Below are 20,806 nucleotides of genomic sequence, written 5' to 3'. Positions count from 1 at the left end.
AATTACCACTTACCATAAGAAGCTATTGTTAATCCGGCTGCCATTAAAATTGCTACTGTCAGCCAGAGTCGCTCTTTTGGTGTTGATTTTGAGTCAGCAGGTAAAGCTCCTTGATAGCCGCGAATTAGCATGGCTGCGTGTACCCTTTCTGCCCGATCGAGACTTCGCAAATAAAGCGCTCCGATCATGGAAGCACTGGCGTAACGCAGCCATCCTCCGGCGCCGGACAAGCCCCGGAGTTGGGCAGATATTTTCATGCGGTTGACTTCTGCCAGCAGGATTTCTAAGTATTGTCCTGTTAAAAGTACAATCTCTTGCAAACCTGCTGGTAGGGGTAATCCTTTGAGAGCGATTCCGAAGCTGTGCGGCGGCAAAGTTAGCAGGAAACTGTTCATAATTAGCAGGCAAATTAGGGAACGCAGCAACAGAAAACTGGCGCGTTCCCAACCTTGGGGCAGCACTAATAAGAAGAGAAAAAGCAATTCTGCTCCCAACAGTTGCGCTAGGGTTCGTACCGGAGCCCTGAGCCAAAACGACCAAAAAAGTGCGATCGCCCCATAAATTTCCAGCCACAGCCAAGCGCCTGTCTTCATAAAACCAATGCCAATCACAATTGTGAGAGACACTCGCAATCGAAAAGGTATGGAGAGTTTAGACATCTTTAGGTTTTACCACCAACTGAGCAATCCCAAAAGCCGCGCCAAAGCTGAAGGCAGACCCTAAAAGTCCAGCAATGCTAGTACCAATCGGCTGTTCTTCTAATCCTTTAACTGTGTAATCTGCTAAAGGAGTGGGATTTTCGATCGCCACAGCTTCTTTATCTTTAAAGCCGTATTTTTCGGCTACCGCTTCTAACCCGTCAGGCCAACTTGAAGCAAACAGTGAAAGCACCCCCGAAATTAATAAAACTCCGATTACAGGCACTACCCATTTCTGCAATTGTGGCTGTTCTCCCGGCAGTAAATCCGGCCGCACTTTGACGAGATAAGTTAAAACGCCGCCTGTAATTACCCCTTCGCCAATGCCAATTAAAATATGTACGCCTACCATTGCTGGCAATGCGATATTGAGCCCTACTGTTCCAGAAATGGCCAATTGGATCGCCACACAAATCGAAGCAGCCACAACGCTAAGGGCGGCTGCAATCCCTGCTGCTAGCGGCAAACGATTTCGGGAACCTCCCAACAGTCGCTGCAACGGCTGCAACAGCCACCAGCCCGCCCAAATTCCAACTAGCCCCATATTAAAAATATTGGCTCCCAAGGCGGTGATGCCCCCATCGGCAAACAAAACGCTCTGAATGATAAAAACCGTACTCATCGCTAAAGTTGCCGCCCAAGGGCTCCCCAAAACGACGGATGCGAGTGCCCCTCCCAACAAGTGGCCACTTGTGCCGCCGGCGACGGGAAAGTTGATCATCTGGGCTGCAAACACGAAAGCTGTGGTTAAGCCCATGATTGGGGCTTGTCGGAGTCCCAGACTGGCGCGGGTTCGATTCAGGGCAACAGCGATTGCTGCTGCGCTTGCTATGCCGGTGGCAATGGCTACTGGCGGTGAAAGAAAACCATCAGGTATGTGCATTGATGTATCCAAACGAGAGAACTTGCAACTCTTTAGTCAACTATTTTTTACAAAAATTTAAAACCCCCTCTGGGGGCATTAATGCGATCGAGCGATCGGGGGATTGGTGGCGGGCGATCGCTTATTGGATATAGATTAGCGCCTCATGGGCCGAATTTTGAGGACGAGAAATTTTACATTAAATCATCCTGAAGAATTATTCGGATAACCGACCACCCGCACATTCAAGCTTTTTGATAAGAATTATCAATGTTTGTTGACATATTCAACTGCAAAATGTATTTACCATCAAGCTCAAGCAAGAATATTAAACAAATATAAAGAAAAAACAGAAAATCCCTAATTAATTTTATTCCCACTCTTGAGATTAACTTAGATTAATTTTTTGACGACAGCAGCAGCTAAATTGCGCGATAGCTAGTTAAAGCCAAAGTATTGCTCTCGAAACTAAAAAGCCCGAATTATTGCTAGTTAATATAGTTAGCAGTATGTTTGCGGTTGTCGATCGCACATTGGCACGATCGACAACCGCACGATCTGCATTATCAAGAAACTAAAAATACTAATGCACTTACTCTCAAGTAATTTTCCGCACAACCTACAGGAGGTTTGCCAGTGGTGCAGCACTCAACCCAAGACTCAACTACCTATTTAGTTCCATCTGAATTTCCCAAACAGTTAGATATCGCTCAAGTTTCTGTCTATGGACTTAGCTTTTTATCCGCTGGTTTATTTCTGTTTTTATCTCTAGTTAACCTACTGCATCCGATCCCTTGGCAGCGGTGGATGGGAACCATTCACTGCATGGGTGGAATGTTGGCATTACTGGTAATGGTTTATACGGAACATTTGGCTTTTCCCTGGCTGCGGGGGGCCGGTAAAATCTTGCCACAAATGCGTACTTTAGCCTTTACTGAAACGGCTATGGCGACTAGCCGTAAAGATAAGACTGTCCAAGCTGTACCTGTATCAGCAGGGCAGCAGGAAGTTCAGGCGGTGGATGGAACAAATCAGACAGGAGAAATTACGGAGCGCGTAAAACTAGATGAGTTAGTTCTAAAAATCTACGATCGCATTGATCAAAGTTGGCAAACTAGCCCTACGTTCAATCAAAATCTAGTCTATCGAGTCAGTACAAGTCAAGATGGGGCGATCGGCAATTTCGAGCCACTCAATCAACCAGCCAAGGATTACACCCAAGAAACTCCTTTGCCCAATCTGCTGAAATCTTCCGAAACTAGCAGCAGTAACAGTGCAGCACCAGTGACTAAGTTTACTGTAGTGTTTGCTCCTACTGGAACCTTAGAAGTTAACCCCTAACTCACATACAACATCTATATCCGGTAAGGTGCGCCATCCGCACCTTACTTTTCCTTTTTAACTTAAATGTGATATTATAAACAGCGCCCTCTAAGGCATTCTACATCTAAAACAACAAATGAAAGAACTTGACGAAAAAAAAACTCAGGAACTGCTATGCACCATCATGGAATGGGAACTTGCAGGTGTCGTGCGCTATACCCACTATTCACTAATGGTCACAGGACCAAACCGGATTCCCATCGTGCAGTTTTTTAAAGCACAAGCAACGGAATCGCTACTCCACGCCCAACAAGCGGGAGAAATTCTCACCGGTTTAGAGGGGCATCCCAGTCAGAAAATTGCTCCCATCGAAGAAACCTACAAACACTCGGTGAAAGACTTGTTAGAAGAAAGTTTAAATCACGAGAAAAAAGCGCTTAAAAAGTATAAATCTTTACTTGAAGTCGTGACCGACTCCAGCGTTTATTTGGAAGAATATGCCCGCAATCTAATTGGACAAGAAGAATTGCACCAAGTAGAACTGAAAAAAATGCTGCGGGATTATAGTTGATTTAATCATTAGTTCGTTCTTATTCGTTATTGGTTATTGGTTATTTCCAATGACCAATGACAAATGCCCTAGGCCCATGCCCCATGATTATAAAAAATGAATTTTAGTGAAGCCATACCAACTTTTGTAATTACCCTGCGCGAAGGTGTAGAAGCCGCCTTAGTCGTCGGAATTGTACTAGCTTGCCTCAAAAAAGCCGAGCAAAGTCACCTGAATTTTTTGGTTTATGCAGGTGTCGCAGCCGGCATTGCTGCTAGCGGTTTTGTAGGTGTTCTATTCAATGGATTGCTGGCAGCACTATCAACATCAGAGCAGCCTTACGCACCAGTAATTAAACAGCTATTAGAGGGCGTGTTGGGCATTGTGGCGATCGCAATGCTAAGCTGGATGCTAATTTGGATGACTCAGCAAGCGCGCTTTCTCAAAGCAGAAGTTGAAGGAGCCGTTACAGCAGCTTTGACAGAAAATAGCAATGCCGGCTGGGGCGTATTTGGCTTAATTTTCATTGCGGTACTGCGCGAAGGTTTTGAAACAGTTATATTTGTCAGCGCTCAATTTCAACAAGGTTTAACTCCCGCTTTGGGTGCTTTGGGCGGTTTGACTGGCGCGGCAATAATTGGCGCGCTACTGTTCAAATGGGGTGTCAAAATTGATATCCGCCTGTTTTTCAAGTTTATGGGGATTTTGTTGCTGTTAATCGTGGCAGGTTTGGCAGTATCTGCACTCAAGCATTTTGACCAAGCCGCTGGGATTTTGTCGCAGATGAATAGCAAGTATGCAGCGATTTGTTTTTATTACGATCGCCTCGCACCACTCCACTCTTGTATTTTAGGGCCTATGGTGTGGAATGCAGCGGCAATTTTGCCCGATCGACAATTTCCAGGAGTGCTTCTCAAAGCACTGTTTGGATACAGAGATCGACTTTATCTCGTCCAAGTAGCGGCTTACACAATATTCTTAGCCACCATCGGCGGTCTTTATTTCCAAAAATTAGGCTCTAAGGCGACTCTTCCCAACCAAAATACTCACCCAGCTCGATCGGAAACTCGCCCTCAGTAGGTATGCAAGCTGTTTTTAGCGGTTGTTTTGGTGATTCCAGGGCGAGAAAAAAATTAGCCCCACAGGCAAAAAAATGACCAAAAATTTTTAGGTTGCGGGATTGATTATTTGACTTTTATATGATATCATTAAACGCTCGAGATAGTATTTATTGATTTTATAAATACTTATATTAATTTTATTTAAAAATACCCTCAATACCCCAAAAAAGCAAGCACTACCCCTCAAAAAACACAAAAATTTTTTAAGCAAAATTAACTAAATTAAAAAATTTACAGTTAACGGTTAACAGGGTTATGCAAGACGCGGACTACCGTTAGGGCTATTCTGTGAAGTCCCGGCGCACCCTGCAAAACTTAAGGCTGTTCGGGGCGACCAAGAATCTGCCCCCAGCCAGATTTGGGGTAAACAGTTTTCTGATATGCGCTCTTATGGCTTATAATTAGTACAAGAATATTTACAGAGCCCCGAAAGTTCTTAATCAACCTTATAATCCTTAATGAAGCTTAAAATTAAAAAATTGTTCGTTAAAGTTACCTGGACCCCCCAGAAGGCTGTAGGATCTGCCATTCGGTTAGCGGTGAGATAAATAATGATGCCCCGGATACTTGTTATTGATGATGACGCGGCGATCGCCGAACTCGTAGCCGTCAACCTAGAAATGGCTGGCTATGAAGTCACCCAGGCAGAAGACGGCATCAAAGGTCAGGCACTAGCCATACAACTGCTCCCCGACTTGATCATGCTAGACCTGATGCTGCCTAGAGTAGACGGATTCACCGTATGTCAGCGTTTGCGGCGTGACGATCGCACCTCAGACATTCCCGTCTTGATGTTGACAGCCTTAAGTCAAACTCAAGACAAAGTAGAAGGCTTCAACTCCGGCGCCGACGACTACCTGACCAAACCCTTTGAACTAGAAGAGATGCTAGCCCGAGTGCGAGCTCTACTAAGGCGCACAGACCGCATCCCCCAAGCTGCCAAACACTCCGAAATTCTGAATTACGGCCCGCTAACCCTTGTCCCCGAAAGGTTTGAAGCTGTTTGGTACACTCAGACAGTCAAACTGACCCACCTAGAGTTTGAGTTGCTGCACTGCTTGCTTCAGCGCCACGGTCAGACAGTCTCTCCCAGCGAAATTCTCAAAGAAGTGTGGGGTTACGACCCCGACGACGACATCGAAACTATTCGTGTACACATCAGACACCTGAGAACCAAGATGGAACCAGATCCCCGCCATCCTCGGTACATCAAAACCGTATACGGGGCTGGTTATTGCCTGGAGTTACCTAACAACGAACAAGTAGCTGAAGAAACCAAATCCTCTGCTTGAGCTAGCGCGCCAGATACAACAAGCAGTTAATAATTCCTCTGCTGGAAAAGCCTGAGAGCATTTGCTCTCAGGCTTGGTTGTTTGGAGTTTGAGATGAATATGTCAACAAGTAGGCATTAACTCTCTTGATTCGGAAAAAAGCAATCCCGCACCCCCTCTAACCCTACTTTTAGAGAAGCTTGCCCGTAGGAAAGTACCGGATTTCTTTTTTCACCTTGTCTTTTCCGAGAAGATTGGATAGCTACTTAAACAATACTCTAACCATAATACTACTAATAATATTATTTATCAATAAATTTAGAGGTATTCCTTTAGCTGCTATTTTTGCTAACGAGAAGCCCAATTCCGCTCAAGCCCCAAAAACAGTCATAATCGTGATCTAACGATGTTTTTTCCTACTGATTTACATACCTGAACTCAAATCAGTGAAAATTTTTCTCAAATACCCCTTGACGAAACTCCTAAAATTGTTGATTATCTATATCAATAACCTGCAATCGCTGAAAACTCCCCTGACATCTTTCTCAAGAGGTAAATCGCCGTGACCAGCATGGCAAAATCCTTCCCAGCCGAAGGAAAATCATTTCCCAGGTGGGTCGGCAACGCCTGCTTAATCAACCTTTCCGGCCGTTTGCTCAGTACCCACGTCGCCCACGCCGGCCTCATCGTCTTCTGGGCGGGAGCCTATACCCTATTGGAGCTTTCCCGCTTTAACCCAGAATTGCCCATGTACGAACAAGGCTTAATCCTGTTGCCAAATCTAGCCAGACTCGGCTGGGGCGGGGGTGGGGGAGGCAAAATTGTCGATACTGATCCGTACTTCGCCGTTAGGGCGATTCACCTCTTTCTCGGCTTCGGCGGCATCTTTTACTCCCTCAAAGGGCCAGCCACCCTCGAAGCAAGAACTTCTTTCTTTGGCTACACATGGGAAGACGCAGACAAAATGACCACCATCTTGGGCATCCGCCTAATTTTGCTGGGTGTCGCTACCTTCTTGTTGGTGGCCAAAGCTATGTATTTTGGTGATTTATGACTGTTTTTTTCTAATATTTATGTATCGCCACTTTGATTATTTTTGTGGAGTCTGTCCGTAACATTGCCCGAAGGAGTGCATCAAATCAAGCGCTTGTATCCAATTCCTTGTTATTGGGATTTTTTTACTACGGACTACCGCCTCACATTTACAGTGCGCCCGTGCGTTGCTTGTACTGAAGATGCGATGCGATCGGCTCCACTGACTTTGAACCTAAGACTGGTTTTGCCAATGCTTATCAGGAACATTGCTCTAAACTTCACAAAAATTCCGCAGAAATACCGAAAACAACTTTTTCAGTTCCATTTGTAGCAAGGGGGATAGGTGGCTAGCAGATTACCCTGGACTAAAGAGGGAGTCTAGAGTTATATGGATTCTCACGGAAAATATACTTGAGGAGCATCTAAAAAATAGCACGAATAAATAACAGATAATCCATGACAATCCTCGTTCAACTTTTTTATTCTTTCCGACATGAATTTATACAGTGCTAACTCACTCAAAGTCGAACTCAACCAAAGAGGCTGCCGCCTGACTCCCCAGCGAGAAACTATTTTGAGTGTCTTTCAAAATCTACCGCAAGGCAATCATTTAAGTGCGGAAGAATTATACAACACTTTGCAGAATAAAGGAGAACGAATTGGCTTGTCTACTGTCTACCGAACGCTGCATTTATTAGCAAGGATAGGAATTTTGCGGGAACTAGAATTAGCAGAAGGACACAAACATTACGAACTGAATTTTCCCGAATTGCACCACCACCACCATCTGGTTTGCATTCAGTGTCACAAAACCTTTGAATTTAGCGATGAATCGATTTTAAAAATTGGCAAAAAGCAAGTTGAAAAAGCTGGAGTAGAACTGCTAGACTGTCAATTAACTGTGCGTGCGGTTTGTTTGGAAGCACTACGGGAGGGATGGCCTTCTTTGGTACCTAGCAATTGGTTGTGTCCCAGATATCATTCAGAAATTGATGAGGAAATTAGTTGATTTGGATGGAATACAATTCGGTAATTGGTAATTAATCGTAATAGGTGATTTGTGCTTTTTTATTCGTTATGAGCTGTTAGTTATTAGCACCTACAAATAACCAATGACAACTGACAACTGACTGCTGACTGCTGAATTCACTTTTGCAATTAAGCAACCTCAGAATCGCAACGTTGGTGTTCCATCCGAAATATGTTAGCGTACAAACTAGCAACAATCTGTTTGCCTTCCTGCGTCAACTGCAAGTAACCGAGAGATTCACTGATGTGTGGATAAATGCCACTCCAGTAAAACTTAGAGTAGCTTTGCAGCAAGTCGCCCGGATGTCGATACCCCAAAACTTTAGTAGCACCGCTTTCTTCTAACTCGTAAAACAGCGCGCCAATTTTCTGCAAATATTGCGGGTTGCTGAGCTGACCTATCAAGTCAGCACCGCGAACTAAACTAGAGTAATTAACTGCATCCTCGTCAGTGTTGCCGTCAAGCACCGAGAAACGAGTCTGTTCTATGTTCTGCTTAATTATCTCAGCATTAATTAGCTTGTGGTTGCCGAAGCGCTCGTCAATGAACAATTTAGCTCTGTCAACTCGGTAAGGAGCTAGGCTGGCCGCTGTTGCACCGGGAGCAAGTGCAATTCTCATGCCATCTTTTCCCGTAGCATACAATCCTTCTGATTCTTGGTCTTGCCGGCAAACTCCTTTGACATATCCGATGTCTTGGCACAGCAAAGAAATGATGAAGTGCAGCCAATCTTCGCAGGAAACTCCGCCCTTGCGAATGTGTTTTCCCCGCAAGATTTCTTGACCGACTAAGCTAATGCAAATGGCGTGTTCTACATTGTGATAAAGAGCGTCGCTGTTGGCGATGTTTTCTAAGGCCATTGCCCCCACCCAGGCAATAATGTCAGCATAGTCTGATTTGTAGCCTCCGTAAGTGCGGCTGTACCCGTTCTGAAGTTGTTCGATGAAAGCCTCGATCAGCAGTTCTGTAGAATTAAACATACCCTGTCCTTTTACCTTAATATTTCCTTTTAAGAGCGGTGTATCTATTGGGGATTCGTCTAATTTTATGGATGAGATTTTAGTTCACAACTCATGCACCCGGTGTGTACTGTGCTCCGTGGGTGGCAATCTCGCGCCATGACTCAAAACTCCCAAGCAACTCAGTCCATCACTGACACCCATCCCCGCCGTACTGCATACAGCAGCCTGCTGACAATTTTTCGATCCTCTGAACTTTTTAAACTGTGAGAATTAATTGCGTATTGAATTTGCTGGAACACAGTCCGATCGATCTTACCGGATTTCCAAATGTTCAAGTAAAGTTCGGAAATTTTATATTCAGGAATATAAGCTTTGGTTGTCATCTGCAGTCAACTCAATGTATATTTCTTATTATCCGGCAATTTTAGATAACTTTATGTGATGTAGATCGGCTATAGACTGTGATGCGATCGCAGGCTGGAGTTAATGCACTTCTCCTCACAATGGTAATTTGATCGAAAAAGCGCGATATTGCGATCGTCATAAATTTTGCTGACGGCTGTGAAAATCATCATAGTTGCGCCTCAATTATAGGATGTCACATACCATTCTCCCGTTGCGCTCGCCCCCTTCTAACTTGCAGCAAGGAAGGAAGTTTGAGCGCGGATCACGCAATTTTCTTGCCAAAGAAACACGCGTCGTGTACAATATAGAGTCTGGTATCCTCACTTACCCATAATTATTTTCATTCATCCCGTCCCCCGATAGGGGAAGGGACTTTCAGTGCGGATACAGCCAAATCACTATATTCAGCAAAAAGCTAGAAATGCCGTAACTCATGCCCACTATTCAGCAACTCATCCGTTCAGCACGGGAACAAACGCAGAAAAAAACCAAATCGCCAGCTCTCAAGAGTTGCCCCCAGCGCCGGGGAGTTTGCACCAGAGTGTACACGACCACCCCGAAAAAACCCAACTCGGCGCTGCGGAAGGTGGCTCGGGTACGGCTGACCTCTGGTTTTGAAGTCACCGCCTACATCCCTGGGATCGGTCACAACTTGCAAGAACACTCGGTAGTAATGATCCGGGGCGGTCGGGTAAAAGATTTGCCCGGAGTTAGATACCACATCATTCGGGGTACATTAGACACCGCTGGGGTGAAAGACCGCAAGCAGGGTCGTTCCAAATACGGGGCCAAGCGTCCTAAAGAGAAAAAATAACACGGAACTCGTCCGATCGTCGGGGTTGGGAAGCAAAAAAAAATCCGATCGCGCCGATCAATTGCACGCTCGATCGTCATAAATCGAGATGTGATCCCAAAACCCCAAACTCAATCATTCAAAATCAAAAATCCCAAATAGAACTATGTCTCGCCGCACAGTTATTCAAAAACGTCCAGTTCCACCAGATCCAACCTACAACAGCCGGTTGGTAAGCATGATGGTGAGACGGATCATGCAGCACGGCAAAAAATCCGTTGCCTCCAGCATCGTCTACGACGCCCTCAAAACCATCCAAGAACGCACAGGGGCTGAACCGTTAGACTTGTTTGAAAAAGCAGTCAAAAACGCGACACCCCTGGTCGAAGTCAAAGCCCGCCGGGTAGGTGGCGCCACATACCAAGTGCCGATGGAAGTGCGTTCCGATCGCGGTACCACCCTTGCCCTCCGCTGGCTGATCAGATTTGCCCGCGCCCGCACCGGCCGCTCGATGGCAGCCAAGCTAGCCAACGAACTGATGGATGCAGCTAACGAAACAGGGAGTGCTATTCGCAAGCGCGAAGAAACACACCGCATGGCCGAAGCTAACAAGGCTTTTGCTCACTACCGGTACTAACTGCTAAATCGGGCATGGAGAAGAGCGCGATCGTGCGGTATAAAAGCATCGGGTGAGAAATTGGAAAGTGTAAGTTTTGAGTTTTGAGATTGCTTCTCTTGGCGCAGTTGCGATGGGTGAAGCAAACTCAAAACTCCCAAAATCAAAATTCACGCACTCAAAATTTACGCACTCTCTGAATCCTCCATGTCGCATCCTTAATATTTTTGTAAACAAATCTTGCAAAAAATATTAAAATGTAACAATAAGCTCCAGAGGCTTTTGTAAGTCGCTGGGGAGTGCAAAATAGGGTTACTGTGTAGTATAATAGTATTATAACAGCAACACAAGATTAAGGAGGTAGCTGTGGCACGTACCGTCCCGCTAGAAAAAACTCGCAACATCGGCATCGCAGCCCACATCGATGCGGGCAAAACAACAACAACTGAAAGAATTCTGTTCTATTCAGGCATGGTTCACAAAATGGGTGAAGTGCACGAGGGAACAGCAGTCACTGACTGGATGGAGCAAGAGCGGGAGCGGGGAATTACGATTACTGCCGCTGCTATCACCACCAGTTGGAAAGATTACAAAATCAACATCATCGACACTCCTGGACACGTAGACTTCACGATCGAAGTCGAACGCTCGATGCGAGTGCTCGACGGAGTGATCGCAGTGTTCTGCTCGGTAGGGGGAGTGCAGCCGCAATCCGAAACAGTTTGGCGACAGGCCGATCGGTATAAAGTACCGAGGATCGTGTTCGTCAATAAAATGGATCGGATGGGCGCAAACTTCTACAAAGTCTACGGCCAAATTCGCGATCGCATGAGAGCGAACGCCGTACCCATCCAAATCCCGATCGGCAGTGAAGAAAACTTCCGGGGAATTGTAGACTTAGTGCAAATGAAAGCCTATATCTACAACAACGACACGGGAACCGACATCGAGGAAGTAGAAATCCCCGATGAAGTAAAGGATCTAGCCGTAGAATACCGCACCAAGCTGATCGAGTCCGTAGCAGAAACCAACGACGCCCTCACGGAGAAATACCTCGAAGGCGAAGAGTTAACGGAAGACGAAATCCGCTTGGCCCTGCGTCACGGCACTGTCGAAGGTACGATCGTCCCCATGTTGTGCGGTTCGGCATTCAAAAACAAAGGCGTTCAGTTGTTGTTGGATGCAGTCATCGACTATCTGCCCTCGCCCTTGGAAGTTCCTCCAATTCAAGGACTCCTGCCCAACGGCGACACAGCAGAGCGGTTTGCCGACGACAACGCCCCGCTGTCAGCTCTGGCATTCAAAATCATGGCTGACCCCTACGGCCGCCTGACCTTTGTTCGCGTCTACTCCGGTATCCTCAAAAAAGGCACCTACGTCCTGAACTCCACCAAAGACAAAAAAGAGCGGGTTTCTCGCCTAATTGTACTCAAAGCGGACGATCGGATAGAAGTTGAGGAACTCCGAGCCGGAGACTTGGGAGCAGCCTTGGGTTTGAAAGACACTTTCACCGGCGACACCCTCTGCGAAGAAGGAGCGCCAGTGATTCTGGAATCTCTGTTTATTCCAGAGCCAGTCATCTCCGTGGCTGTCGAACCCAAAACCAAACAAGACATGGAGAAGCTCTCCAAAGCCCTCCAGTCGCTCTCGGAAGAAGACCCCACCTTCCGAGTCAACGTTGACCCTGAAACCAACCAGACAGTCATCGCCGGTATGGGCGAACTGCATCTGGAAATCCTGGTTGACAGGATGCTGCGGGAATTCAAAGTAGAAGCCAACGTGGGTCAGCCACAAGTAGCCTACCGCGAAACCATTCGCAAATCCGTCCGCGCCGAAGGTAAATTTATCCGCCAAAGCGGCGGTAAAGGTCAGTACGGTCACGTCGTGATCGAACTAGAACCCACCGAAGTCGGAAGTGGCTTTGAATTTGTCTCCAAAATTGTTGGTGGCACTGTACCCAAAGAGTACATCGGCCCTGCAGAACAAGGGATGAAAGAAGCGTGCGAATCAGGTATCGTAGCAGGATATCCCGTGATTGACCTCAAAGCTACTATGATAGACGGGTCTTTCCACGACGTAGACTCCTCAGAAATGGCATTTAAGATCGCCGGTTCAATGGCGATCAAAGAAGCCGTGATGAAGGCGTCGCCAGTGCTGCTAGAGCCTATGATGAAAGTAGAGGTTGAAGTTCCCGAAGATTACATCGGGAACGTCATCGGAGACCTCAACTCGCGTCGGGGTCAGATCGAAGGTCAAGAGACGGATCAGGGGATAGCCAAAGTTTCTGTAAAAGTTCCACTAGCAGAAATGTTTGGTTACGCCACCGACATCCGCTCGAAAACCCAAGGTCGAGGCATCTTCACAATGGAATTCAGCCATTACGAAGAAGTGCCGCGAAACGTGGCTGAAGCCATTATCGCTAAGAACAAAGGGAACTAATGATTTTAGATTTTAGATTTTGGATTTTGGATTGAATCCAAAGTCTAAAATCTAAAATGTTAAAATCTAAAATCGCTAAAAGAAACAAGGAACAAATCGAGAATGGCACGCGCAAAATTTGAACGGAATAAACCCCACGTAAACATCGGCACGATCGGTCACGTTGACCACGGCAAAACAACTTTGACCGCCGCGATTACGATGACTCTCTCTGCACTAGGTCAAGCAAAGGCTAAGAACTACGCTGACATCGACGCTGCGCCTGAAGAAAAAGCACGGGGTATTACGATTAATACTGCTCACGTTGAGTACGAAACAACAGGTCGGCACTATGCCCACGTAGATTGCCCCGGACACGCTGACTATGTGAAAAACATGATCACCGGTGCAGCTCAAATGGACGGCGGCATCCTAGTAGTGTCAGCGGCAGACGGCCCCATGCCTCAAACTCGCGAACACATCCTGCTAGCTAAGCAAGTTGGCGTTCCCAGCTTGGTTGTCTTCTTGAACAAAGAAGACATGGTGGATGATGCGGAACTGTTGGAATTGGTAGAACTGGAAGTTCGCGAACTTTTGAGCTCTTACGATTTTCCGGGCGATGACATCCCCATCGTCACAGGTTCGGGATTGAAAGCTCTCGAAGCGATGCTTGCTAATCCCAAGACTGTCAAGGGCGAAAATGAGTGGGTTGACAAAATCTACAAGCTGATGGAAGAAGTAGATGCTTACATCCCCACCCCAGAACGCGAAGTTGACAAGCCTTTCTTGATGGCAGTTGAAGACGTATTCTCGATTACAGGTCGGGGTACTGTCGCCACAGGCCGGATCGAACGTGGAACTATCAAAGTCGGCGAAACAGTCGAATTGGTAGGTCTTAAGGACACTCGCAGCACAACGGTGACTGGTGTGGAAATGTTCACCAAGTCTCTGGAAGAAGGTTTGGCCGGCGACAACGTTGGTCTACTGCTGCGGGGAATTTTAAAGGCGGATATTGAACGCGGAATGGTGATTGCCAAGCCGAAAAGTATCCTGCCTCACACTCAGTTTGAATCTGAAGTGTACATCCTGAAGAAGGAAGAAGGCGGCCGGCACACGCCCTTTTTCTCTGGCTATCGCCCTCAATTCTACGTCCGTACCACTGACGTGACCGGCACGATCGCACAGTTCACCGCTGATGACGGTACTGAAGCAGAAATGGTGATGCCCGGTGACCGGATCAAAATGACTGTGGAGTTGATTCACCCGATCGCGATCGAACAAGGAATGCGTTTCGCTATCCGCGAAGGCGGCCGCACCGTCGGCGCCGGCGTTGTTTCCAAAATCCTCAAGTAGGACTCGCATAACAGCCTAAATAGCAGAAAAGCCACCAAATGTCAATAGGCTTTTCTGCTATTTAGTGAGTAGTGAGTAGTTATAGGTTAGTGGCCAGTTGTTAGTAGTTATGAATTAAATGTTCAATAACAAATAACAAATGACTGCTGACTAATGACTAATGACTAATGACTAAAAATAAACTGAACCTAGAAAATTCAAGAAACAAAAATGGCAACAATTCAACAGCAAAAAATTCGCATTCGCCTCAAAGCTTTCGATCGCCGGATTCTAGACGCATCCTGCGAAAAGATTGTAGATACAGCAAATCGGACAGCAGCCACAGCGATCGGCCCGATTCCCCTACCGACAAAGCGGCGGATTTATTGCTTGCTGCGATCGCCCCACGTAGACAAAGATTCTCGCGAACACTTTGAAACCCGCACGCACCGCCGGATTATCGACATTCACCAGCCATCGGCCAAAACAATTGACGCTTTGATGAAACTGGATTTGCCAGCCGGCGTAGATATCGAAGTCAAGCTGTAGATTGACTTATCGAAAACTCGGAAAGAAGGAACAAAGATTAAATAAATTGTTCCTTCTTTTTGTATGAATTTCCCTAGTAATTAATTATTAGGTGTTAGTTATTAGTTAATAATCAGCAATAATTTCTGCTTCGACACGATATTAAATAATTATTCTTAATTAAGGCGCGATCACTACAAAAACGCTCCTTTAGCAGTCGCTATCATCGCCTTCAGCATCACTTAGTTTAGCAAAAAGGTATATTTAACATTTTGACGAAATAACGCCTTTGTCAAGCTGCCAGCACCGGTGATAATGAGCTGTAGCTTCCGTTGCCACCGAAAAAGCCCGATCGCTCCTGCCCCGGAATTGCCTTTAATCAGTTAAAGTAAGAAAAATAAGCGCAAGTACCGTCACTTTTGAGCGACAATGGCATCCTCTTCCTCTGTAGCAGTTCGCGAACTCCCCTTATTTCCGTTGCCGGAAGTGGTTCTATTTCCAGGTAGACCGCTGCCGCTGCAAATCTTCGAGTTTCGCTATCGAATCATGATGAATACGATTCTGGAAGGCGATCGGCGTTTCGGTGTACTCATGTGGGACCCCAACCAAAACAAAGTCTCTGCCGTTGGCTGTTGCGCCGAAGTGATTCACTGCCAACGCCTGCCCGACGACCGCATGAAAATTATGACTCTCGGGCAGCAGCGGTTCCGAGTGCTCGACGCCGTTCGGGAAAAACCGTATTTAGTCGGTCTAGTAGAATGGATCGAAGACGAACCGCCGCAACAAGACCTCAGACCTTTGGGAAAAGATGTCGAACAACTGCTGAGAGATGTAGTTCGCCTCTCCAGCAAATTGATGGATCAGCCGATCGACCTGCCCGAAGACATTCCCAGTTTGCCTACAGAATTGTCCTACTGGGTAGCCAGCTACCTTTACGGCGCAGCGACAGAACAGCAAACTCTTTTAGAATTGCAAGATACTGCTGCGAGATTGGAACGCGAAACCGAAATTTTGACTTCTACTCGCAATCACTTGGCAGCCAGGACTGTACTTAAAGATACCCTCAAGTAGCCAATTGGCCTAGGAAAAAGCACGATCGGTTTGACCTGCATTGAAGAAAGAATTACACACAGATCATTCGATTTTCGATTTTTGATTTTCGATTGACTGATGAACTAAGGGTTTGGATCGCGCGCCTAAAGTTCCATTCTTGTTGGGAACTGGTATCTGTTTAATTCTTAACTTCAAACAGGTTGGGATAGGTTCCTTATAGCAGTAAATGCTTGTGTTAGACAATCACGACCAACCGAAACCATACGATGCAGTTAGAGGCGGTCAACTGCCACCTCCTGTGGGCGGTGTAGTGCTCGGCGGACTAGCAGGAGTTAAACATCGGCTGTCTAGTTCTGTCAACGAACATCGAATTGCCGCCCTGAGAGAGACATTGAATTACGGCGATGCTGGCTTAAAAATAGTCATCCAGATTTGTCAAAGCGAAACAGGGCCAGTGCAGCGGGCGGCCTGCGATTTGCTTCGACAAAGGCTGAATTCGATCGCCCGCGAAAAATTACAGGCCTTTGTAGCTTCAAGTTCAGATGCAGAAGCTGAGGTAGACAGCACGGAAAAAATATTAAAGCACTCATCCGGTGCAGTCTCAGAAAAAAATTACGATCGGCAAATGTCCGAAGCACAGTTAATATTTGAGACAATTACGCAGCAAATGCAACCAAATTTGTTGCTATTAGAAGCACTGGTAGCCTCTGTAGAACGGGAAGAATTTACCAGCGAACTGATGAATCTTTGGGAACTATTAATCTTAGAAATTCAGGAACCTCTCAAAGAACTGCGTCAGGCTGTTGGCAGTGCGATTTCCGCCCAACTGCGGATTCAGTGGCTGTACAATCAAGCTGAATCTCAAGCCAACCAGTGGCAGCAGCGAGCTTTGCTAGCTCTTCAGACACAGGATAAGAATTCAATCCGCCTCGCCGTGGTTCGCCAGCAGGTTCAAGTCGATCAGGCTGCAGAACTAAAAATTGACTTAGACTACCAAACTGTGCGAGTAGAAAATCTTAACCGCAATTTGCTGGCTTTGGAAAGTAAGATTGCTCAAGCTAATTCCAAGAAAGAGATCCTCAAGATGCAGCTTCATTTTGCTAAGGTACAGCAGCAAATAGACTTCACTTTCAGCCAAGTCAATAGTATATTTTTTAGTCCTTAGTTGTCGGATTCTGCGGTTATATATTCCGTAATCTCAAACTTGTCTGACGCAAAAATGTATTGCTCCACTTAAAATTGCCTTATCTAACTTAGCTCCGTCCAGATTAGCACCGCATAAAAATGCCCCGCTCAAATTAGCACCGCTTAAATCAGCACCGCTTAAATCTACGCCCTCAAGGTTGCTTTCACACAAAAAAGCGTTTCTCAAGTTAGCTCTTCTCAGACTCGAACCCCGCAGTTTAGCCTCGCTTAGATTGGCTTCTTCGAGGTTTGTATTGTCCAAGCAAGCATCTAGGAGGTTTGCTTCCATCAAGTTCGCTTTTTCCAAATTTGCTCCACTCAAATTAACACCAATCATTTTGGTGTCGCTCAAGTTTGCGTTTTCTAAGTTTGCTTCAATCAAATCAGCTCCTGTTAATCTTGCGAAAGTTAGATCGGCTCCGCTCAGGTTAGCTCCATTTAGGTTGGTCATCACCAGACAGGCATTCTTGAGCTTTGCACCTATTAAGTTTGCCCCCCTTAAGTTGGCCAGGGCAAAATTTATTTCCTTGAGATTCGCACAGGCTAGATTAATATGAATTAGGAAAGCTTCTCGCAAAGAAGCCTCTTTCAAGTTGGTTTCATGAAAATTTCTTTCTCCGGCTGCGTATCGCTTGAGAAGTTCATCCGCATTCATCTCACCAGCCTCCTAAGTTTTACTTAAAAATAAATTATACTACTGACAGTACATTGTAGCAACCAAATATTTTTAAAGTTTCTGTGTGATTTTTTAATTCTTCGAGTGCCGAGCGAACAAATGCTTGACAGGCGTTAGCTTCAACGTCCATAAAGAAAATATATTCTCCGAGCGATCGTTTAGTCGGTCTAGATTCAATCCGACTTAAATTAATACCGCGACTGGCAAATACTTGCAAAGGTTTTACCAGTGCTCCCGGCATATTGGCAGGTACGCTGAAAGCTAGTGAGGTATGGGTGCAATTAGACGATGAAGCATCGAGGATCAACTTAGAAGCAGATTGTGTAATGGATTTAAGGGATGATCCCTCCCCTTGTTCTACGTTGGCGATTTCTCCAAAACTCCTGCTGAGTACCCAAAATCGAGTGTAATTATCGGGATAATCATTAATGGGTTGAGCTAACACTGGCAAATGGTAAAGTTCAGCAGCTCTTGGCGAAGATATCGCTGCTACATTTGTATCTTCCAGATATTGCAATGCTTCCGTGGTTGAATTTGCCGGAATTAATTGAGCTGAGGGAATAAACTGCCCCAACCATACCTGACACTGAGCTAGCGCTTGCGGGTGAGAGTAAACTTTGTGAATCTCGTTAAAATTTTTAGCATTAGACACTAGGGCGTGGGAAATTGGCAAAACTAAGGCGTGTTGAATGCGGAGTTGATCGAGTCGCCACAGTGTATCTAAGGTGACAGTCACGCTGCCTTCGATCGAATTTTCGACGGGCACAACTGAATAGTCAACCTGCCCTACGGCAGATGCCTCTAGCGCTTGGGAAATGGTGGAATAAGGACACAGGGTGCATTCCAAGTTAGTTTCCAGGCTCAACCAATTGACATAAGCTAGAGCCGCTGTTTCTGCATTTGTACCAAGAGGGCCGAGATGTGCGATAGAAATTTTCATTTAGAGGCAATTTTAGGTTACAAATGTTTGCTTTACTCTCATCAGCTACGAAGTATGATGAAAAATTAGCGATGTCCCGAAAGCTTTTATCAGTGATTTCTCGGATGACATGGCTGGGTTCGCGACGTATGTCACCTTAAAAAAGGTGATACTTTATTAAGATATACTTAGGAATCCTATATTTTGATATTTTCTCATGTATACCCGCTTTAATTCTTCCCAATCAGTTGAGCTCGCCGTACCAGAGGAACGGGTTCCCATTCAACATTATCTGCGCCAACCGAGGCGACTGGTGAATGCCCTTGTCGATCAAAGTCGCACAGAACAGCTAAACGATGACTGTTTCCGCCTAAAAATGCGACCGTTACAATTTATGATGCTGAGCATTCAACCCACAGTAGACATGAGGGTGTGGGCCCAGTCGGATGGCACAATCAATTTGGAGTCCGTCGCCTGCGAAATTCGCGGCGTGGGTTATATCAATGATCGCTTTGCTCTCAATCTCAAAGGAAAGCTTTGTGTACACCAAAGCAGCGGGGTAGCATACTTGAAGGGAAAAGCGGATTTGGAAGTGCAAGTAGAATTACCGCCGCCGTTTTGGCTGACGCCCAAACCCATTTTAGAAGCAACGGGGAATGCTTTGCTTAAGAGCGTACTGCTGAGCGTGAAACAGCGGTTGATGCACCAGTTGCTCTTAGATTACCGCCGCTGGGCAAACAGCGAAAGTGAGCTAATATCGATCGATCTCCCCCCAATCTTATCTTTAGAAGGGTGAAATCCTATTAGAGAACCTGTTAATTAGTGTATAGGGATATGTAGGCACAAATCAGGCTACTTACCACAATATTAGTTAGACGCTCGAATTGGGCATCGGTCGCTTTGTTGGAACTAGCAAGCAGGGATAGATAGATAGCTACCTGTCAGTCAAGATCGATTTGAGTCAGCCCTCCAAGTTCATCGTCTTCGATTATTCCCACGCCCCCAGGCCAAGCTGTTGACCTGTCTTTTGAAACTTCGTCCTTTTGGCGGAGTTCTCGCTGCGGTGGCTTGATTATTTTGCCCGGTTGATTCGTGGCGCCCACCCTAATCCGGATTTTTGGCCCGGAATTGCCCAAGCGAATAGTCATCCCGTCTGCGACTGACACCTGAGCGATCGGTCTATCATCTACATAAGTGCCGTTAGCACCAAAATTAATAATTTCCCAGCCATGGGCGTGATTCCAGAGCTCTACGTGGTGGCGGGAAACTACAGCGCTGTAAATAATTACATCATTGTCGTTCGATCGACCGATCCGAACCACCGGTTCGGATTCAAAACACCAACTTTGAACTGGGACTGATTGGATAGGATGTAACAGAGTTAAGGTAATCACGGATGTTTTGACACTCCACCGCCAGACAGAAACGGGGATACTTCTAGAGAGATTTTTTGGGAAAAAACTGCAAAAACTTTGATTTTTAAAGGCGTCGTCAGTGCGCCACTATTCCCTCTATCTGCCCTAAAAGTCGAACTTTTGGCTGCTTGAGGAATTTGAACAAACTTTTGAGGGTTAGCTTTTGGCGCAGGCGCAAATTTTTGCTGTTCTCGGTAACAACCAAACACGATGTTATTAATCGGGTGAACTTCCCAGTGATGGACAGCGGTTTTAACCGCTTGATTAATTTGGTCTGTGACGGAGCGATTCTGCCGATGGGTGAGCCGCTCAATTCGATCGGCCAAATCACCCTTTTCCCGCTGATGAACCAGAGCATTTAACTTAGACCCGTGCTGGTTGCACCGCTGATTCGAGTTTTCGATCGGGCGACAGTCACTGCTCAACGACTCGCTGTTTATAAACAAAGAACTTAACCAATTATTAATCCTGGGGTCTCTAGATAAAATACTTGTTGATTGTATCAAACAGCATAGATCATTTTGAGTTGCTAACATTTTCCTTATTGATGCGATACCTTTAAAATACAATGCTTTGAGCAGCACTGGAATTTTGAGCGACCACGCCTCAATCTC

The 20,806-nt window shown here is 46.0% G+C and carries 22 protein-coding genes and 1 pseudogene; 15 read left to right on the top strand and 8 right to left on the bottom strand.

Going from position 1 to position 20,806, the window contains the following annotated elements:
- Nucleotides 1-2: 2 nt before the first annotated feature.
- Nucleotides 3-659: an energy-coupling factor transporter transmembrane component T gene (locus QUB44_RS11760; RefSeq protein WP_333367083.1), complete on the bottom strand. Its 657-nt coding sequence runs from the start codon at nt 657-659 to the stop codon at nt 3-5.
- The gene (locus QUB44_RS11755) at nt 652-1,581 is read right to left on the bottom strand and encodes an energy-coupling factor ABC transporter permease (protein ID WP_333367079.1); all 930 of its coding nucleotides are present in this window, start codon (nt 1,579-1,581) and stop codon (nt 652-654) included. Before QUB44_RS11755 ends, QUB44_RS11760 begins: the two co-directional genes overlap by 8 nt.
- 2 nt (nt 1,582-1,583) lie before the next feature.
- Between QUB44_RS11755 and QUB44_RS11750 the strand changes: the two genes are divergently transcribed.
- The 7 genes and pseudogenes from QUB44_RS11750 (at nt 1,584) to QUB44_RS11720 (ending at nt 7,869) form a co-directional block, all read left to right on the top strand.
- Nucleotides 1,584-1,715 carry a hypothetical protein gene (locus tag QUB44_RS11750; RefSeq protein ID WP_333367076.1) on the top strand — a complete coding sequence of 44 codons (132 nt, stop codon included), beginning with the start codon at nt 1,584-1,586 and terminating at the stop codon, nt 1,713-1,715.
- A 481-nt stretch (nt 1,716-2,196) separates the two neighbouring features.
- Nucleotides 2,197-2,901, top strand: coding sequence for a hypothetical protein (locus tag QUB44_RS11745; RefSeq protein WP_333367073.1), 705 nt, complete (start codon nt 2,197-2,199; stop codon nt 2,899-2,901).
- 118 nt (nt 2,902-3,019) lie between these two features.
- Nucleotides 3,020-3,454, top strand: a complete 435-nt coding sequence (locus QUB44_RS11740) for a ferritin-like domain-containing protein (protein ID WP_332954961.1) — start codon at nt 3,020-3,022, stop codon at nt 3,452-3,454.
- A gap of 96 nt (nt 3,455-3,550) precedes the next feature.
- A complete protein-coding gene (locus QUB44_RS11735; protein WP_333367070.1) occupies nt 3,551-4,513 on the top strand; it encodes an FTR1 family protein in 963 nt (320 codons plus the stop codon).
- Nucleotides 4,514-5,108: 595 nt separating this feature from the next.
- Entirely contained in the window at nt 5,109-5,846 is a 738-nt protein-coding gene (locus tag QUB44_RS11730; protein ID WP_333158470.1) for a response regulator transcription factor, read from the top strand.
- Nucleotides 5,847-6,396: 550 nt separating this feature from the next.
- A pseudogene (locus QUB44_RS11725) lies at nt 6,397-6,870 on the top strand (chlorophyll a/b binding light-harvesting protein); the annotation flags it as partial.
- 483 nt (nt 6,871-7,353) lie between these two features.
- Complete coding sequence (locus tag QUB44_RS11720; RefSeq protein WP_333367067.1) at nt 7,354-7,869, top strand: transcriptional repressor; 516 nt, start codon at nt 7,354-7,356, stop codon at nt 7,867-7,869.
- A 149-nt stretch (nt 7,870-8,018) separates the two neighbouring features.
- On the opposite strand, the gene QUB44_RS11715 is transcribed toward QUB44_RS11720, so the two are convergent.
- Together QUB44_RS11715 and QUB44_RS11710 are read right to left on the bottom strand one after the other, a co-directional pair.
- Nucleotides 8,019-8,870 carry an Npun_R2479 family HD domain-containing metalloprotein gene (locus QUB44_RS11715; RefSeq protein ID WP_333367064.1) on the bottom strand — a complete coding sequence of 284 codons (852 nt, stop codon included), beginning with the start codon at nt 8,868-8,870 and terminating at the stop codon, nt 8,019-8,021.
- A 161-nt stretch (nt 8,871-9,031) separates the two neighbouring features.
- The gene (locus tag QUB44_RS11710) at nt 9,032-9,235 is read right to left on the bottom strand and encodes a hypothetical protein (protein ID WP_333034800.1); all 204 of its coding nucleotides are present in this window, start codon (nt 9,233-9,235) and stop codon (nt 9,032-9,034) included.
- A gap of 455 nt (nt 9,236-9,690) precedes the next feature.
- Here QUB44_RS11710 and rpsL point away from each other — a divergent pair, with 455 nt between their 5' ends.
- The 7 genes from rpsL to QUB44_RS11675 all read left to right on the top strand — a co-directional run bounded on the left by rpsL (nt 9,691) and on the right by QUB44_RS11675 (nt 17,162).
- Nucleotides 9,691-10,071, top strand: a complete 381-nt coding sequence (rpsL, locus tag QUB44_RS11705; RefSeq protein ID WP_006632197.1) for a 30S ribosomal protein S12 — start codon at nt 9,691-9,693, stop codon at nt 10,069-10,071.
- A gap of 145 nt (nt 10,072-10,216) precedes the next feature.
- Nucleotides 10,217-10,687, top strand: a complete 471-nt coding sequence (rpsG, locus tag QUB44_RS11700; RefSeq protein WP_006632196.1) for a 30S ribosomal protein S7 — start codon at nt 10,217-10,219, stop codon at nt 10,685-10,687.
- Nucleotides 10,688-11,032: 345 nt separating this feature from the next.
- On the top strand, nt 11,033-13,105 hold the full coding sequence (gene fusA, locus QUB44_RS11695) for an elongation factor G (RefSeq protein WP_333367061.1): 2,073 nt from the start codon (nt 11,033-11,035) through the stop codon (nt 13,103-13,105).
- Nucleotides 13,106-13,207: 102 nt separating this feature from the next.
- Nucleotides 13,208-14,437 carry an elongation factor Tu gene (gene tuf, locus QUB44_RS11690; protein WP_242724596.1) on the top strand — a complete coding sequence of 410 codons (1,230 nt, stop codon included), beginning with the start codon at nt 13,208-13,210 and terminating at the stop codon, nt 14,435-14,437.
- Nucleotides 14,438-14,647: 210 nt separating this feature from the next.
- Complete coding sequence (gene rpsJ / locus QUB44_RS11685) at nt 14,648-14,965, top strand: 30S ribosomal protein S10 (protein ID WP_006632193.1); 318 nt, start codon at nt 14,648-14,650, stop codon at nt 14,963-14,965.
- A gap of 408 nt (nt 14,966-15,373) precedes the next feature.
- Nucleotides 15,374-16,015 (top strand): LON peptidase substrate-binding domain-containing protein, encoded by a 642-nt coding sequence (locus tag QUB44_RS11680; RefSeq protein WP_332977659.1) that lies wholly within the window; start codon nt 15,374-15,376, stop codon nt 16,013-16,015.
- A 208-nt stretch (nt 16,016-16,223) separates the two neighbouring features.
- Nucleotides 16,224-17,162, top strand: a complete 939-nt coding sequence (locus QUB44_RS11675) for a PspA/IM30 family protein (RefSeq protein WP_333367057.1) — start codon at nt 16,224-16,226, stop codon at nt 17,160-17,162.
- A gap of 33 nt (nt 17,163-17,195) precedes the next feature.
- On the opposite strand, the gene QUB44_RS11670 is transcribed toward QUB44_RS11675, so the two are convergent.
- Both QUB44_RS11670 and pheA read right to left on the bottom strand, forming a co-directional pair.
- Complete coding sequence (locus QUB44_RS11670; RefSeq protein ID WP_333367053.1) at nt 17,196-17,837, bottom strand: pentapeptide repeat-containing protein; 642 nt, start codon at nt 17,835-17,837, stop codon at nt 17,196-17,198.
- 34 nt (nt 17,838-17,871) lie between these two features.
- Nucleotides 17,872-18,798 (bottom strand): prephenate dehydratase, encoded by a 927-nt coding sequence (gene pheA / locus QUB44_RS11665; RefSeq protein WP_333157995.1) that lies wholly within the window; start codon nt 18,796-18,798, stop codon nt 17,872-17,874.
- A 196-nt stretch (nt 18,799-18,994) separates the two neighbouring features.
- On the opposite strand from pheA, the gene QUB44_RS11660 reads away from it, so the two are divergent.
- Nucleotides 18,995-19,573: a DUF1997 domain-containing protein gene (locus QUB44_RS11660; RefSeq protein WP_333367051.1), complete on the top strand. Its 579-nt coding sequence runs from the start codon at nt 18,995-18,997 to the stop codon at nt 19,571-19,573.
- A gap of 145 nt (nt 19,574-19,718) precedes the next feature.
- Here the strand turns inward: QUB44_RS11660 and QUB44_RS11655 are convergent, their stop codons facing one another.
- Together QUB44_RS11655 and QUB44_RS11650 are read right to left on the bottom strand one after the other, a co-directional pair.
- A complete protein-coding gene (locus tag QUB44_RS11655) occupies nt 19,719-20,171 on the bottom strand; it encodes an FHA domain-containing protein (RefSeq protein WP_333157992.1) in 453 nt (150 codons plus the stop codon).
- The gene (locus tag QUB44_RS11650; protein ID WP_333367047.1) at nt 20,168-20,638 is read right to left on the bottom strand and encodes a hypothetical protein; all 471 of its coding nucleotides are present in this window, start codon (nt 20,636-20,638) and stop codon (nt 20,168-20,170) included. The genes QUB44_RS11655 and QUB44_RS11650 overlap by 4 nt, the downstream gene beginning before the upstream one ends.
- Between the last annotated feature and the right edge of the window lie 168 nt (nt 20,639-20,806).

The sequence above is a fragment of the Microcoleus sp. AT3-D2 genome (assembly GCF_036705715.1).
GTDB lineage: Bacteria > Cyanobacteriota > Cyanobacteriia > Cyanobacteriales > Microcoleaceae > Microcoleus.
This window is presented reverse-complemented; position numbering and strand designations above follow the sequence as displayed.